The sequence below is a fragment of the 'Catharanthus roseus' aster yellows phytoplasma genome (assembly GCF_004214875.1).
In the GTDB taxonomy this organism is placed as follows: domain Bacteria; phylum Bacillota_I; class Bacilli_A; order Acholeplasmatales; family Acholeplasmataceae; genus Phytoplasma; species Phytoplasma asteris.
Genome location: NZ_CP035949.1, coordinates 428,754 through 445,899 on the forward strand (window position 1 = coordinate 428,754; position 17,146 = coordinate 445,899).

Here is a 17,146-nt window from a genome sequence, read left to right on the forward strand (position 1 = left end):
ATAACTTCCACAATATTGACAATTTTCGTGATATCCTTTTTTAAATTTTTGTTGTTTATCCATTTTTAAAAAACTCCTTTGAATTATAATTTATTAATTCCCATTTCTTGTAAAAATGAAACAGGTTTTAATTTTTGATAACCACCAAAAACATATCTTTCAGCAACACTTGTAATATATAATTGTTCTTTAACTCTTGTAATAGCTATATAAGCAAGTCGCCTTTCTTCTTTAATATTAAATTTATGACAAAAATCATCCATAAAAGTTTCTTTTTCAAATCCCATTAAAAAAACAATTTTAAACTCTAATCCTTTTATTTGGTGAATAGTAGAAAATAAAACTCTATTTTGAGATTGTAATTTCATTTTTTCATATTCTTTTTGCAAAGATTGTTTAATCCAATTTAACTTTTCATTATTATCAAAAATTAAATTAAGTTTCTTTTTGGGATTAGTAAAATTGGAAATAGTTTCTTTAGTTCCTTTAAAAAAATAAGGAATATGATTAACATCAAAAACATCTTTTAAATTATCAGATAAATAACTTTTTCTATATAAAACAACAATATCACTATATTTATTATTTTTTACCAATTCTTTAATTTTGGATACAATAAAAGTTCTATATAATCATTAATAAAATTATTATAAGAAATTTGAGCATTACAATCATCTTTAACAAAAGATGTTATTTTATATTTATCTTTATCATAAGATTTAAAATTATAATTAATTAAATTATTAGCTAATTTAACAATTTTATTAGGAATTCTATAATTAATATTTAAATAAAAAGTAGGAATATTAAAATTAAGTAATAATAAATCAATATAAATAATTTTAGAACCACGAAAACTATAAATACTTTGGTTTAAATCACCTATAATAAAAAGAATAGTTTTCTTAAATAAAAGATTAATTAATTGATATTGATAAAAATCAATATCTTGTATTTCATCAATTAAAATATAACGATATTTAATTTGATAAGCAGTTAATAAAAAATTATTATTTGATAATATTTGATAAGCATATTTATTTAAATCATCAAAATCAATTAAATTATGTTTATATAAATAATTTTGATATTTATTATAAAAATTATTATTTTTTAAATTAATAGTATTATTTTTAATTTTAGAAATAAAAACTTTAGCATCTGAAAAACCATAAGCAGTAGAAGTTTTACGAGCAGTTTTTAAAAGATATTTAACAATATCTTCTTTTTTTAAATCATCTATAATTTCAAAATTATCATTATATTCATTATTCAATAAACTAATATTTTTCTTTAAAATGCTATTACTTAAACCATGAAAAGTCATAACCTTAATATCTTCTATTAAAAGACGTTTTTCAATCTCTTGAACCGAACTTTTGGTAAAAGATAAAATTAAAATATCTTTTGGTGAAATATTTAATTGATTAACTAAATATTTAACACGCTCAATTAAAACTGTTGTCTTACCAGTTCCTGGACCAGCAGAAACATTTAAAGAACCTTTATTATAATAAATTGCTTTTAATTGATTTTGATTTAATTTATACACATATAACCTCTTTTTATAAAGGTGAGAGTTATTAAAATAACTCTCTCTCTTTATTATTTAATCCATGTTATTTTAGTTGTATCAGGAACAATAAAACCAAATTTATATAAAACAAAAACAAATATACCGGTAAGGGCAATAAGTGTTAAAATTTGTCTTAAAGTCATTATTTTAAATATCCTTTTAATTATTTAGCTATTGATAAATAACCTTTTGAAGCAAAATAAACAACAAAAGGAATAACAATACCTAATGTAGGTAAAATCCAATATTGAAAAAACCACCCAAAGTTAATCTTTTTCTAATTTTAGAATAACTTCTAAAATAAAAACGTATATATTTTTTAGCCATATCAAAAATTCTCCTTTTATTTTATTTATAAATAATAAAAAATAACATATTGTTTACGGAGTTATCACCTATTCTTTTCAAGAACTAACAAAAATGACAGGCAAATATACAAATTTGTATATTTTTTACCATGACATAGAAAATACCAAAAAAAATAGATGGAGCTAAAACCCACTTCTAGATGGATTTCAGGAATGGTAAGGCGTCTGAGAGATTGGGCAAACACTCAACAATAAACAAAAATAAACAACAATAAACAAAAATAAATCTTTTCTTTTATCTTTTTAATTATATATATTAATTTATATTATCTTTTTGGTAGCTTAATAATTTATACTTATAATTAATATTAACTACCTTTTTTAAAAGAAAGGAGTCTGTTTTTTACATTAACAAAATTAACAAAACTTCTAAAAAAAGACCAAATATAAACTTTAATTCCTTTTTAATGCTTATAATTATAAATATATTAATACTATTACTTAACATTAATTCTTATTTTATTAAAGCACATTCAACATTTAAATTAAACTATCAAATCAAAAGTACTTTTAAAATAAAAGTAAAAAAAGAGAATCTAAATAATACAATTCATAACATTAAAGTAAAAAGCACTAATAAAGCTCTTATCTTTATACATAAATATTGATCCTAATTATTACAAAAAAGTCTCATTTCACAAAACAATTAATCAAAACAAGAGCGAATTAATGTCTAAGTCAATTCTTAATTGTCCCCAAAATATTATATTTATCTATCATGATGGAAAAATGCCATTTATTAAGGATAAAACACATACCTTAGAAGCAATCATAAACATGAAAAAATAAATACAATAGTTTATATATTTTTTACTATGAACCAACTTTAATCCAAAAATATCTCTATCCTAAAAAAACAACTTGGTATAAAACTTATCGTAAGAAATAATTATTTCCATATTTAAAATAAATTAATAAACTATTTAAAAAATAAAATAATATAAATAATGAAAGAAACTATCCTTCAGGATAGTTTTTTTGTTTTTAAGATCTAAATATAAAAGCTAAGTATTCTTTTTTACATCCCAAATTAATTTGGTTTATGTTATGATAAAGGTAAATGATAAAATAATTTAGAACTTATTTCTTTGAAAAACCAAAATAATATAATATTACAAACAAAAAAAATTAATAATAAACTACAATTAAGTGTTTTTATATTGTTTAATCAATATTTAGATTGAAGGAAAAATTTTATGTCATCATATTATAATAGATTTTTGGCTTTATTCTTAAAACGCAATAAAACATTATCAAACGATTTTTTCTCTCCTTTTTTATCCCAATTAACAAATAATATCACAAACCTAAAAAACATCCAAGAAAAAAACACAACCCCAAACATTATTACAAACAACCAAAACAAACAATTAAATCAAAGACTACAAACCCTAAATAACAAGCACAATACCCAAACAAAACAATTACAAGAAAAATACCATCACATATTATTAAACATTTACGCACAAATAGAAAAACTCCAAACCCATAAAAAAAAAATCCTCCAAAAATACAACTCACAACAACAAAAAACCCAAACTCTTTTAACCCAAGAACTTATTTATCAAAAAAACAAAAACAACGATAAAAACCTCCAATTAAAAGAAATCTTACAAAAAGAACTTAAGGAAATTACTAAAAAAAACAATCACAAAGAAACTACTCTTATAACTAATCTCAACAACAAAAATAACAACATTAATAATTTATTAATTCAAATTGAAAAAGACAAACAAAAATTAGAACTCAAAAACCAAAAACAAAACCAAGAATCCAAACAAAACTTTTATACTACTGATTTTAACCTCAATCAAAAAAATACCAATTTATTAAAACAACTAGAAACAACTCTTAATTTACAAGAAAAAGACAAAGGCAAATCAATTTGCATCTTAGAACAAATAAAGACTACAAAAGAACAAACTTATCAAAAAACCATTACCAAAACTCACAAACTATACCAAAATAAACTAAGTATAAACGACAAAAAACTAGACACCATCAAAGATGCTTACCAACAAGAAAAAACTATCATCCAAGCACAAATACAAACTTTTTTTCTTCAAATAAGACCTTTTCCTTTTATAAATATACCAATTCTTTCCAATTACCAAATTGAAACATCCAAAAAAGCTCTTTTTTACAAACAACAAAAAAACTGCCTTTCTTACCAAAACCAAAAATCTTTATGGAGCCAACAATATCACCTCATCAATCTTTTACACCAACAAGCAATTAATATGTGGCATTTAGAACACCACAAACAAAACAAATACAAACACATCTACCAACAAACCTTAGAAAAAATTTATCATCTCATCCACCAAAAAACAAATTATTTATTCTCCCAAAAAATAAACGGTATCAAAGAACAAATAAAAACAGTCCTTAACTTACATCTCCAAGAAACAGCTATCTTTGATAATCAAAAAGACTATCAAGAAACTTTCTTTGCTTATCAAAAAACTCTTTTAGCCTTACAACGTAAACAAAACAATTACCAAATAGATTATCATTATCATTTCTTTGCAAAAAAACAAGAATTTGACCTTAAAACTAAAAGTATTGCCCTACAACTAAAATTAGAAAAAACCAAAATCCAACATTATTATTTAGAACAAATAACTACTTTAAAAAAAGAAATTAACAACTTCCAAACCCAATTAACACTTAATAAAATATTTCAAAAAGATGATTTTATAACCTTCAAACTTACCCAAGAAAAAGAAAAACATCTCTTTTTACAAGACATCACCTTAATGCAAAAAGACATCTATTTATTATTACAAACCCAAAATATAGAACTTTTACAAACTTTAAATAATTTACTCAACACTTATCCATCTTGGCAAAAAGAAAGCACATTATTAGAACAAACTTTACAACAAATCCAATTACAAATTAATACTTTTACAAGTAATTATCAAACTAAAACTTGTCTTATCGAACAAATAATCTTAGACCAAATAAAAACTATAATTGAAACTAACTTATTTCCTATCATTCAAAAACAATTTAATCAAACAATTAATCTTTTACAAAAAAAACACCAATTAAACCAAACTACCCTACAAAATGAAATTAATCTTAACGAACAAATAATAGCTTTTTATGACAAACAATTAACCTTTCTTAATCAAAAAATACACACTGACAAAAAGAAAGGAATACAAGGGTTTTTTCACAAATACAAACAAAAAGGAACTGAACTATATCCCCTTTTATACCAAATCAAAACTCACAAAGAACTTTATGAAAAAATTATCAAAAACCTCACCACAAAAAAAGATAAAGCAACCAAAAAACACCAACATATTTTAGAAAAAACAACTAACAAACACCAAAAAAAAATCAACAAAATCAAACTTAAAATAACCAAACTTTTAACTTTATGGCACTATTTAAAACCTGCCTCCAAAAACATTGCTCTTACTCCTTTAATCAATTTCAAAATATCAAACAAATCTTTTTTCAATGCTTGCCAAAAAACAATCACAAATGTTATCCAAGATATTTTATTCTATAATAATTATCAAAAAAACATTTATCAATGTTTAAATACTTTACTCCAAGAACAAATAAAAAAAGAACAAAAATTAATTCAAACAACTACAAATACCACTAACACAACTAAACACCTTAACAAATTTTTTTACAACCAAAATGAATTAATAAAAAATGTTATTAATGTTTCTTTGGAAAAAACATTTAAACAAAATCAAATATCTTTATTACAAGAAATTACTAAAACAGTTAAATCCAAAGAAAAAAGTTTAACCCAAACAACTAATTTAATGAAAGAAAAATTAGGATTATTAAACGAAAATCTAAGTGATGCTCTTATCAATCTTAATTTATCATGGCAACAAACACAAAAAGAATTACGCCAAAAACTATCAAACCTCAAAAAAGAAGCTCTCCTCAATTTTGAAAAAAAAGACAAATTATTTTTCGAACATAAAAAAATAGCCATCAAACAAAAAAACAACCAAATCTTTAAACATTTCACCAAACAAAAAGAAAAAATATCCCAATCATTTACTCACAAACAAAAAACTAATCACAAAAAAATAACCAAAATAGAAAAACAAATCAAAAAAACCAAAAAAAACTTACTTACTAAAATCAAACTAACTAATTTCGAAACCAAACTCAAAACTATCTTTTTAAAATGGTCTTTTTTTTGGCAAAAACAAAAAGGAAAATTCAAAATAAAACATCACCAAAAACAAATTACCAAAAAAATCAAAAAAACTATTGCCCTTGATAAACAAATTTCTTAAAGCAAAAAAATATTGATATTATAAAATGAAATTATAATTTATAAATAAATGTAATAACAAATTTCTTAAAAAATATAGGAATAAAACAGTTTACCAAAACCACCCAAAAAAATCATTTATTACAACAATATTTAAAATCTATTTGCATTTTTATTTTTTTTAGTGTATAATTAAAGTAATTATTATTTTGTGATAAATATTAATTTCTTAAAAAAACATTTTAAATAATAATTTATCAAAACAATAATAATTAAGGATTAAGGCAAAAAGTAAATTTTTCACAAAATGAAGCAAAAAACTAAGAAAGGAGGCAAAAATGACATCCTCAAACCAAGTTTTAATTGAAATTAAAAACTTATCCAAAAACTTTTCTATCAAAAAAAACTTTTTAAAACCAGATACCTTACTAAAAGCCAACCAAAATATTAATTTATCCATTTTCAAAGGCGAAACATTAGCCGTAGTTGGAGGCTCTGGTTCAGGAAAATCAACTTTAGGACAAGTTCTTCTACAACTTGTAAAACCTACTTCAGGCAATGTTTTTTATAACAAAGAAACAATCCCCAAAACTAAGGAAACACAGACAAAAGACATTGAAGAAATTGATTTAACTACTTTAAGTAATAAAGAAAAGCGCTTTTTAAGAAAAGATTTACAAATTATTTTCCAAGATCCTTTTTCTTCTCTTAACACTCATCTCAAAATATCAGATATCATTGGCGAAGGACTTTTAATCCACAAAATGACAAAAGGCAAAAAAGACCCCAAATATCAAACAATGATTCTAGCTATCATGAAAAAATGTGGCATTGATACTTCTCTTTATGACCTTTATCCTCATCAACTTTCAGGGGGACAAAGACAAAGAATTGCAATTGCAAGAGCTTTAATTATTAAACCTAAATTTGTTGTTTGCGATGAAATAGTATCAGCATTAGATGTATCAATTCAAGCCCAAATTTTAAACCTTTTAAATGATTTAAAAAAAGATTACCAACTAACTTTCTTGTTTATTACTCATGATTTAGGAGTTGCTCGTTTTTTAAGTGACCGCATTTGTGTAATGCATTTAGGAAAAGTAATTGAAATAGCACCTTCAGAAAGCCTTTTTAAAAAACCTTATCATCCCTACACCAAACAACTTCTAAATGCTATCCCTAAATTAAAAACTCAAAATAAAGCTTTAGAAGAAATGCCAATCACCTACGAAACTAACAAATTTAGATTTTTATTTCACACTCAAAAACAAGACCTAGATTGGTATCAAGTAGCCCCTAATCATTTTATTTCTTGCACTTTAAAAAATAAAGTTACTAAAATATAAAGGAGTAAAATATGAGTTTATTAAAAGTTAGCAATCTACATACTTATTTTGAAACCCAAAAAGGTCTAATCAAAGCAGTTCGTGGTGTTTCTTTTGAAGTCCAAAAAGGCAAAACTTTAGGAATAGTTGGAGAATCTGGTAGCGGCAAAAGCCAAACTGCAATTTCTATTCTCAAATTATTTGAAAAAAATCAAAAAATTTACCAAGGCGAAATTATTTTTGAAAATCGTATTATTTCTCAATTTAGTGAAAAAGAGATGCAAAAAATCAGAGGAAACGAAATTGCTATGATTTTCCAAGATGCCATTTCTAGCCTTAACCCTGTTTTTAAAATCAAAAATCAAATTATAGAAGTTCTAATGCTCCATCAAAAACTTGATTACACCCAAGCTTATCAAAAAACTCTTGATATTTTGGAAAAAGTCCAAATTCCTAACGCTCAAAGAATAATGAATTCATATCCTCATCAACTTTCAGGCGGAATGTGTCAAAGAATAATGATTGCTATGGCATTAGTTTGTAAACCTAAACTTTTAATTGCTGACGAAGCAACTACTGCCCTAGATGTAATTGTCCAAAAAGAAATTCTTAATTTAATTGCTTGTCTACAACAAGAACAAAACACTGCTGTTTTATTTATCACCCATGATTTAGGAGTAGTTTCTCAAGTAGCCGATGATATTATTGTCATGTATCAAGGACAAATTGTAGAAAGTGCTAAAACATCCCAAATATTAAAAAATCCAAAACACCCCTACACTAAAAGTTTACTTAATAATTTTTTAAAAACTGGGCTTGGTTATCATAATGTTTAGTTTGTTAAAAAAATAGTGAATCAACAATAATATCTCCTAAATATTTATTAATATTATTTGTTAATAAATATTATTTTTATTTCCCCACACTTCATCCATATTTTGAATTCTTATTTCTTTTACAATAATAAAAAAATACTTATTTTACCGCAAAAATTAAATAATTGCAATATAAAAAAATCAAAAAGAAGAATATAGGAGCAAAATGTGCATTAGACAACTATTACAAAAATATAAAAAATATTTAATTATTAGTGGAACATTTTTTTTACTTAGTATAATAAGTTTTGCAATCTACAAAATATTTTTTCAAAAACAACCACCAAGAAATGATTTTATAGTTATAATTCCTAATTATGTTAACGGATTTGATCCAGGACAAAAAGCACACACTTCCAACGCACAAGGAAACAGATTATTTTGTTGTATTCACTCTGCTTTAATTTCTACAAATGAAAATGGCGATGTTTTGCCTCAAGTAGCTACATCATGGGATAAAGTGGAAAATGAAGATGCCATTATTTTTACTCTAAGAGATGATGTTTTATTTCATAACGGCAAAAAATTAACTGCACAAGATGTCAAATTTTCTTTTGAACGAGCCAAAGAAAAAGGAAATGACGAATATGCTATTATTAAATCAATCGAAACGCTAGAAAATGATACAAAGGTAAAACTTAAGTTGCAAGCTTTACCTATTTTTGTCTATGAACTTATTGCTAAATACAAAATACTTAGTAAAGAATCAATAGAAAAAGACCAAACACACAATCAATTAGAAGGACTAAAAATTGGTTCAGGTCCTTATCAATTAATTTATGAAGATTCTTCTAACAAAATAATAAAATTAGGACTTTTTGACAAATACTTTAATAAAGACAAAATAAAAAACAGCCAAAAAGAAATCCTTTTTAAAGTTAACTCTAACTACGATACTTCTTTATTGCAATTAGAAGAAGGAACTGTGGATGCTATCTTAGATTTTCCAATAAACAAAATAACTAATGCAAGCAACAAAAAAAATATTGAAGTCGTCCAAAATAAAGGTGCCAAATGTAGTGTTTTATTTATCAACAACAACAAAGTTAAAAAGGGAAAAAGAGAATTAATCGCCCAAACTCTAAATATCGAAAAGATAATTGCTGATCTAAATTTACCCGTTAATCCTTTAAAAACTTTTGTTCCTCAAGGAGAAATAGGACATAACGAAAATATTCAATACGCTTATGATTCAAACCAAAACGAAGTTAAAAACAAAGTTAGTCTTTTAAGCGAAAAAGACAAGGAAATTAAATTAGGAGCTTCTTTTAAAGAAATAAAAGAAGTAGTACACAAAATAAAAGAACAATTACAAGAGGTAGGTTTTGAAGTTATAGTAAACATACCAGAATCGCTTACTTTTTTTACAAATTCCAAAAATGGCAAATATGACATATCTTTTATGAGTAATATGAATGAAATGCCATACGGTCATAAAGTTTTAATAGATTATATGAACCCAATATTCGAAAAAGAAGGAAAACAAACTCCCAAAAGCCATTCTCACATTCAAGGAGACACAACACTAAAAAAACTTTTAGATGAAACCCAAACAATCACTGATAAAAACATTTACGAACAAACAGTAAAAGATATTCAAACTCATTTATACACAAATAAATATGTTATTCCTTTTTATCAACAAGACATATATTTTTTAACGAGTAAAAAGGTCCAAGGTCTTACATGTGATCCTTTTACAAGAACTGATTTTACCCAAGTTAAAGTAAGTAAATAAAATTTTATTCATAATAAAAATAATTTTATTTTCAAAACACAAACAAAAAAGGAAATAAAAAAATGGATTTTAAACAATTATTACAAAAATATAAAAAACAATTAGTTATAGGAACAGCAGTTATTTTATTTGTTGTAATGGGTTTTGTAGTCTACAAAAAGCTTTTTAAAACAACTCCCCCAAGAAATAATTTTGTAGTAGCAATGCCAAATGATATTGTAGGTTATGACCCAGGAAATAAAGATCACACTCAAAGTGCACAAGGAGATAGATTGTTTTACTGCATCCACTCTACTTTAGTTTCTACAAATGAAAATGGCGATGTTTTACCTCAAGTAGCTAAATCATGGTTTAAAGTGGAAAATGAAGATGCAGTTGTTTTTACTCTCAGAGATGATGTTTTATTTCACAACGGTAAAAAATTAACTGCAAAAGATGTCAAATTTTCTTTTGAAAGAGCAAAAGGAAAACAACACGATGAATATGAAAATATTGAATCAGTTGAAGAATTAGAAGGCGGCACAAAAGTAAAACTAAATCTTAAAGCATTCCCTGCTTTTGCCTATGAAAGCATCGCTAAGCAAAGAATAATAAGCCAAGAAGCAGTTAAACAAGACCAAACAAAAGATCAATTAGAAGGACTTAAGGTTGGTTCAGGTCCTTATCAATTAGTTTCATGGGATTCTTCTGAAAAAGTAATAAATTTAAAACTTTTTGATAAATATTTTGACAAAGAAAAAATAAAAAACAGCCAAAAAGAAATCGTTTTTAAAACCATTTCTAATCAGGATACAGCTTTATTACAGTTAAGCGCAGGGACTGTGGATGCTGTCTTAGACTTTCCAGTAAATAAAGTAGCCGATGCAAAAAAACAAAAAGATATTACAGTTGTTGAAAATGCCGCTGTTAAATGTAGTTATTTAATGATGAATAATCAAAAAGTTGAACTTGAAAAAAGAAAATTAATTGCTCAAGCTTTAGATATTAAAAAAATAATTACTCAACTGGAATTACCAGTTAAACCTTTAAAAACTTTTATCCCCGAAGGAGAAAAAGGTCATAATACAAATATTTCATATGCTTATAATACAAACACACAAGAAGTTAAAAACCAAGTTAGCCAACTTCCAAATAAACAAATTAAATTCGGGTTTTCTGCTAAGGAAACTCCAGAAGTAGCAAACAAAATAAAAGAACAACTACAAGAAGTAGGTTTTGAAGTAACATTAGACATACCAGAATTTAATACATTCAAAACAAATTTAAAAAAAGGAGATTATGACATTTTTTTTATGAGTGATATGCATGAAATGGCATACGGTCATAAAGTTTTAACAGATTATATGACACCAAAAAACGAGGGGGATTCTACCCAAGGAACTTGGGCTCATATTTCAGGAGACCAAACACTAAAAGATCTTTTAGAACAATCTCAAACAAATATAGATTTAGGTACTTACGTACAAAAAATTCAACAAATTCAAACTCATTTAGACCAAAAGAAATATGTTGTTCCTTTTTATCAACAAAACATATATTTCTTAACAAGCAAAAAAGTCCAAGGTCTTAAATGTGATCTTTTCACAAGAACTGATTTTACAAAAGTTCAATTAATTAAATAAAAAAAATATTCAATAAATAATAAATAGATTTATAATTAAATAATTAGGAAAGTAAAAACAAAGCAAAATGAATGAAAAAAAATAAAAATATATATATAAGTGTTGGAGCTTTAACAGTTATAATTTTAATCATTTTGTGGTGGCAGTTATTCCCAAGCAAAAAACATGAAGACGATAAGGACACAATTAAAATAGCTGTTATATCAGATATCCAAGGATTTGATATTACTTCTCCAGAAAACACTTTTTCTACTTATTCTAATAGATATTTACGTTTAGTTCATGACACTTTATTAGAAGAAAAAGAAGGTAAAATCATAAGTAAATTAGCTAAATTAGTTGAAAGTGATGCAAATCAAAACCAAGACAAAACTTTATTAAAGTTTAAACTTAGAGATGATATTTTATTTCACAATGGCGAAAATATAACAACTGATGATGTTATATTTACAATCGAAAGAGGACACAAAAATAAACATCCTCAGTTTGAAGAAATCAAAGCAATCAAAAGAATAAACAACATAGAATTTGAAATCGAATTAAAAGAAAAAACACCTTATTGGCACTTTACTTTTTGTAATTTTATCAGAATCCTAAATAAAAAAGCTGTAGAAGAAAACGAAGAAAAAGGATTACAAATTGGCACTGGACCTTATAAATTGGTTGAATATAAATCAAATGATGAAATCAAAATGGAAAAATTTAATAATTATTACAATAAAGACACAATTAAATACAGTCCTAAAACAATCATTTTCAAAATTAATAAAAATAATGATACTAATTTACAACAAGTAGAAAATGGTTCTTTAGACGCTTGTCTGGATTATCCATCTCATAAAATTCAAATTATAAAAGATAAATTAAGCCATAGTGTTGAAGTAGTTGAAAATAAAGATGTTTCAGCTAGATATTTATACATTAATAAAGCTAAAACCTCTCTAGAAACAAGAGAAGCTATTTCTTGGTCGTTAGATATTGAAAAAATAATATCTGATTTGGAAATCCCTGCTCAAAAATTAAAAACTTTTTTGCCAGAAAACTTGAAAGGATTCGATAACGAATTAGATGCTTATCCAACAAACTTTTTACAAGCTAAAAAATATGTCCAAAAACTAGATAAAACTGCTAAAAAACTTAAAATAGGATGCAGTACAAAATCTGAGTATCTTTTTGAACATAAAATAATAGAACAACTAAGAAAAGTTGGTTTTATAATAGAATTTGCTCCTATGGATTTTAAAACTTTATTAACAGAAGCCAAAAAAGATAACTCTTCTTACAATATGATTTTTTTAGGTGAAAACTATGAATCAAAATGGGGGCATAAAGTTTTACGTGATTATTTTTTAACTAACAACAATCCCAATAATTTTTGTCATATTGATAATGATGATAAAAGCGATATAGAAAATAAATTATTACAAGTTGAAAAAGAAACAAGTGAAGAAAAATATACTAATTTATTAAAAGAAATAAGCCAATATATACATAAAAAAATTTATGTTATTCCTTTATATAGTTATCCTAATTATGTAATTACTTCCAAAAATATCAAACAAGGCTTTAAATCAGATCTTTTCTCACATTTTGATTTTACAAAAATCATAAAAAAATAATGGGTTTTGATTAATACATTTATAAAAAAAATTTAATATTAAAAAAATGGTTAATTTCGTTATAGAAAACAAATATGTTTTTTAATACATCAATTAAAATTAACCTATAATTTTTTATATTATTTAAATCACCCAATAAAAATTCATAAATGAAATATTCTAAATTTTTGAGGTAAATTTCGTTGATAAAATATATTTTTAAAAAAAGTTTATACACTATAACATTATTTATAACAGTCATATTTATCAGTTTTTTTACTATGAAAATGATACCAGGTGATCCTGTTGATGCTATGTTTGAAAAAGGACTTACTCCTGAACTAAGAAAATTAAAGGAAAAAGAATTAGGATTAGATAAACCTTTAAAAACTCAATTTATAAATTATTTCAAAAATATTTTTATAGGAGATTTTGGAAAATCTTATTATGGCACAAAAGAGCCAGTTTTCAACCTTTTTACAAAAGCTTTTACTAATACCTTTAAATTGGCTTTTTTAAGTTGTTTTTTTGGTTCTTTATTAGGGATTTTTTTAGGAGCATTATCCGCTTTTTATGAAGGGTCCAAAAAAAGCTTTATACTAGATTTTTATTCTATTATCATCATTTCTTCTCCTAGTTTTATCATTGGCATCTTATTGCAACTTACATTAGGTCATTATTTAAGATTATTCCCAGTAGCTGATTTTGATACTCCTAAACATGTGGTTTTGCCTATTTTAACTCTTTCTTTATTAATATCGGGTTCTGTTTTTAAAACTACTAAAACAAGCATGGAAGAATGTTTGTCACAACCATATATCAAAACGGCCTATTCTAAAGGATTGTCTAAAAAAAATATTATTTTTAAGCACGCTTTAAAAAATGCTTTAATTCCTGTTGTAGCACACATCGGTTTACTTCTAAGTTTTTTAATCGGTGGTTCTATTATTACAGAAAATATTTTCGAAATAAAAGGGGTAGGTTTTTTAATAAAAAATGCATTTGATAATAGAAATTATCCTGTTATTCAATGTTGTATTATTTTACTCGCTTTATTTATAGCTATTTGGAATTTATTTCTAGACTTAGTGTATGCTTGGTTAGATCCCAAAATTAAACAAAAGGGATAAATATGCAAAAAGGATACAATCATTTATTATGAAAAAAAACTTTAAACCATTTCTTTTTTTCCAAAAAAAATTAAAATATTGGGCAAAAAATAAAAATATTTTATTTGGTTCTTTATTTTTAACTATTTTATTTTTAGCTGTTTATTTAATTCCTTTTACTCCTTTATATAAAAATCCTGATGCATCATCTCATTATAAACGTTTACAAAGCATTAGTTTAAAACATCTCATGGGAACAGATTCTACTGGACATGATTTATTTAATAGAATGTTAGAAGGAACTAAAAAATCTTTAACTATAGGTTTTTGTTCTATTATGATGGCTAGTATAATAGGAACGTTATTAGGAATTATTTCAGGTTATTTCAAAAATATTTTTGATAATATCATTAATTTTATATGTGATATTTTAGTAGTTTTTCCCGATGTTATTTTAGCTATTTTAATTATGTTTTTTTTGAAAGACAATAAAAAATTATCATTAATAATTGCTCTAAGTATTTCTAATGCTCCTACTTTTATTCGAATCATAAGAGCAAATACCATGAAAATTAGGCAAAAAGGTTTTATCAAAGCTTCTAAAGCTTTAGGATCAAATGAATTTTGTATAATTTTCAAACATGTTTTGCCTCATCTATGGTCTATTATTATCACAAGAATAACAATAGGTATGGCAACAGTTATTTTAACAATATCGGGGTTAAGTTTTGTTGGATTAGATCTCGATCCTACAATTCCTGAATGGGGCAATATTTTAAATGCTAGTAGAAGTGATATTAGATTCTATCCTCATTTATTTTTTGGACCTTTTATCATTATTTTATTAACTAGTTTATCTTTTAATTTAATAGGTAAAGGTTTGATCCAAATTTTTAATCCAAAAGATGCAAATTAGAAAATAAAATATTTGCAAACTTACACACCATTAAAATCGCAATAAACAAAATAATAATTTATTAAAAATTAAAGTTTGATTTATACTTAAATCAAACTATTTTTTTCAACTTTAATAAAAAAAACAAATCTTTTTTCAAAAATTAACCTCTCATGAACCCATCGCAAAAAACATTTATTTACAAATAATATAAATAACTAAGGAATCCTTATATGTCAATTAATTATCAAAAATTAGAACAAAGATTTGAAAAAATTGGTCGTTTAGAAAATATTATCAATATATTAAACTGGGATATGGCTTGCAACATTAAAAAGGGCTCCCAAGAAAGCCGCACTTTAGAAATCATCGATTTAACCCAAATTATAAAAAAACTATTAACTTCACAAGAAACCAAAAATTTGCTTTTACAAGCACAACAAGAACAAGAAACTCTCAATTCTTGGCAACAAGCTAATCTACGAGAAATAACATCCAAAATGCAATCCGAAGAAATAATCCCTGAAGAACTACAAAATAATTTAATTTTAGCAACTACCAAATCAGAGATAATGTGGAGACAAGCCAAAAAAAATAACGATTATAACAGCTTCAAACCTTATTTTCAAAAAGTACTCAATTACACCAAAGAAGTAGCAAATCTCAGATCCCAAAAATTAGGCATATCTTTGTATGATGCTCTAATCGATCAATATGACCCTGGAATGACTGCTACCAAAATCAAACAAATATTTAACTTCATCAAAGAAAAATTACCACCTTTAATGAAAACTATTTTGCAAAAACAAGAACAAGAAAAATACCTTTACAAAGATATTGCAATGACTTTAGAAAACCAAAAAAAATTAAATCAAATCATTATGCCAAAAATAGGATTTGATTGCAATTATGGTCGCCTAGATGAATCCATCCACCCTTTTTGTGGAGGCACTCCTTATGATGTTCGCCTTACTTCCAATTATAATACAAACAATTTTTTAGATAGTTTTTTAGCCACTATACACGAAGTAGGACACGGTTTATACGCCCAAAATTTACCCCAACAATACAAAAATCAACCAGTAGGCACTCCACGAAGCTTTTCTTTTGATGAAAGCCAATCTTTATTAATGGAAAAACAAGTTGCTAAATCTCAAGAATTTTTAACTTACTTAGTAGATATTTTAAAAACAGAATTAAATTTTTACAATCCTTCATTAACTCCACAAAATTTATTTAAACAAGCCAACCAAGTAAAACCTGATTTTGTTCGCATTTATGCTGATGAAGTAACTTATCCTTTCCATGTTATTTTGCGTTTTGAAATTGAAGAATTATTAATTTCTGATCAGTTGTCTTTGGATGATTTACCTCACTTTTGGAATTGCAAAATGAAAGAATATCTAGGAATTACCCCACCCAACGTAGGTCTTGGATGCTTGCAAGATATTCACTGGCCTCAAGGAAGTTTTGGTTATTTCCCTAGCTATTTAAATGGAGCTATTTTAGCATCCATGATAATGAAAAACGTTCAAAAAGCAAATCCTAATATTAAAGAGGGCTTTAAAACAGGCAAATTTGAAACTTTAAATCAATATTTAGATCAAAAAATAAGAAACTGGGGTTCTTTTTATACCAACCAAGAATTTGTGTTCAAAGCAACAGGCACGCCCCAAATTAACCCTGAAACTTTTTTACAATATTTAGAAAATAAATATTTGAATAATTAATTTAAGAATATAAAAAAAAGACTCTTTCAAGAAGAGTCTTTTTTGTTTT

The 17,146-nt window shown here is 25.1% G+C and carries 11 protein-coding genes; 9 read left to right on the plus strand and 2 right to left on the minus strand.

What is annotated here, in order from left to right; translation table 11 throughout:
• Positions 1 to 83 precede the first annotated feature (83 nt).
• Together EXT02_RS02070 and EXT02_RS02075 are read right to left on the minus strand one after the other, a co-directional pair.
• Complete coding sequence (locus tag EXT02_RS02070; protein ID WP_130427784.1) at positions 84 to 596, minus strand: 3'-5' exonuclease; 513 nt, start codon at positions 594 to 596, stop codon at positions 84 to 86.
• Positions 590 to 1,552: a UvrD-helicase domain-containing protein gene (locus EXT02_RS02075; protein ID WP_165383247.1), complete on the minus strand. Its 963-nt coding sequence runs from the start codon at positions 1,550 to 1,552 to the stop codon at positions 590 to 592. The genes EXT02_RS02070 and EXT02_RS02075 overlap by 7 nt, the downstream gene beginning before the upstream one ends.
• Positions 1,553 to 3,140: 1,588 nt before the next feature.
• On the opposite strand from EXT02_RS02075, the gene EXT02_RS02080 reads away from it, so the two are divergent.
• From EXT02_RS02080 to EXT02_RS02120, 9 genes are all read left to right on the plus strand, one after another.
• Positions 3,141 to 6,227, plus strand: coding sequence for a hypothetical protein (locus EXT02_RS02080; RefSeq protein WP_130427788.1), 3,087 nt, complete (start codon positions 3,141 to 3,143; stop codon positions 6,225 to 6,227).
• 316 nt (positions 6,228 to 6,543) lie between these two features.
• The gene (locus EXT02_RS02085) at positions 6,544 to 7,551 is read left to right on the plus strand and encodes an ATP-binding cassette domain-containing protein (RefSeq protein ID WP_069028308.1); all 1,008 of its coding nucleotides are present in this window, start codon (positions 6,544 to 6,546) and stop codon (positions 7,549 to 7,551) included.
• An 11-nt stretch (positions 7,552 to 7,562) separates the two neighbouring features.
• Positions 7,563 to 8,366 (plus strand): ABC transporter ATP-binding protein, encoded by an 804-nt coding sequence (locus EXT02_RS02090; protein ID WP_130427790.1) that lies wholly within the window; start codon positions 7,563 to 7,565, stop codon positions 8,364 to 8,366.
• A gap of 205 nt (positions 8,367 to 8,571) precedes the next feature.
• On the plus strand, positions 8,572 to 10,143 hold the full coding sequence (locus EXT02_RS02095) for an ABC transporter substrate-binding protein (RefSeq protein ID WP_130427792.1): 1,572 nt from the start codon (positions 8,572 to 8,574) through the stop codon (positions 10,141 to 10,143).
• A 62-nt stretch (positions 10,144 to 10,205) separates the two neighbouring features.
• Positions 10,206 to 11,765 carry an ABC transporter substrate-binding protein gene (locus EXT02_RS02100; protein WP_130427794.1) on the plus strand — a complete coding sequence of 520 codons (1,560 nt, stop codon included), beginning with the start codon at positions 10,206 to 10,208 and terminating at the stop codon, positions 11,763 to 11,765.
• A 71-nt stretch (positions 11,766 to 11,836) separates the two neighbouring features.
• Positions 11,837 to 13,384: an ABC transporter substrate-binding protein gene (locus EXT02_RS02105; RefSeq protein WP_130427796.1), complete on the plus strand. Its 1,548-nt coding sequence runs from the start codon at positions 11,837 to 11,839 to the stop codon at positions 13,382 to 13,384.
• A 182-nt stretch (positions 13,385 to 13,566) separates the two neighbouring features.
• Entirely contained in the window at positions 13,567 to 14,493 is a 927-nt protein-coding gene (locus EXT02_RS02110) for an ABC transporter permease (RefSeq protein WP_130427798.1), read from the plus strand.
• A gap of 28 nt (positions 14,494 to 14,521) precedes the next feature.
• Positions 14,522 to 15,388 carry an ABC transporter permease gene (locus tag EXT02_RS02115; protein ID WP_130427800.1) on the plus strand — a complete coding sequence of 289 codons (867 nt, stop codon included), beginning with the start codon at positions 14,522 to 14,524 and terminating at the stop codon, positions 15,386 to 15,388.
• 212 nt (positions 15,389 to 15,600) lie between these two features.
• Positions 15,601 to 17,097 carry a carboxypeptidase M32 gene (locus EXT02_RS02120; protein WP_130427802.1) on the plus strand — a complete coding sequence of 499 codons (1,497 nt, stop codon included), beginning with the start codon at positions 15,601 to 15,603 and terminating at the stop codon, positions 17,095 to 17,097.
• Positions 17,098 to 17,146: the final 49 nt, after the last annotated feature.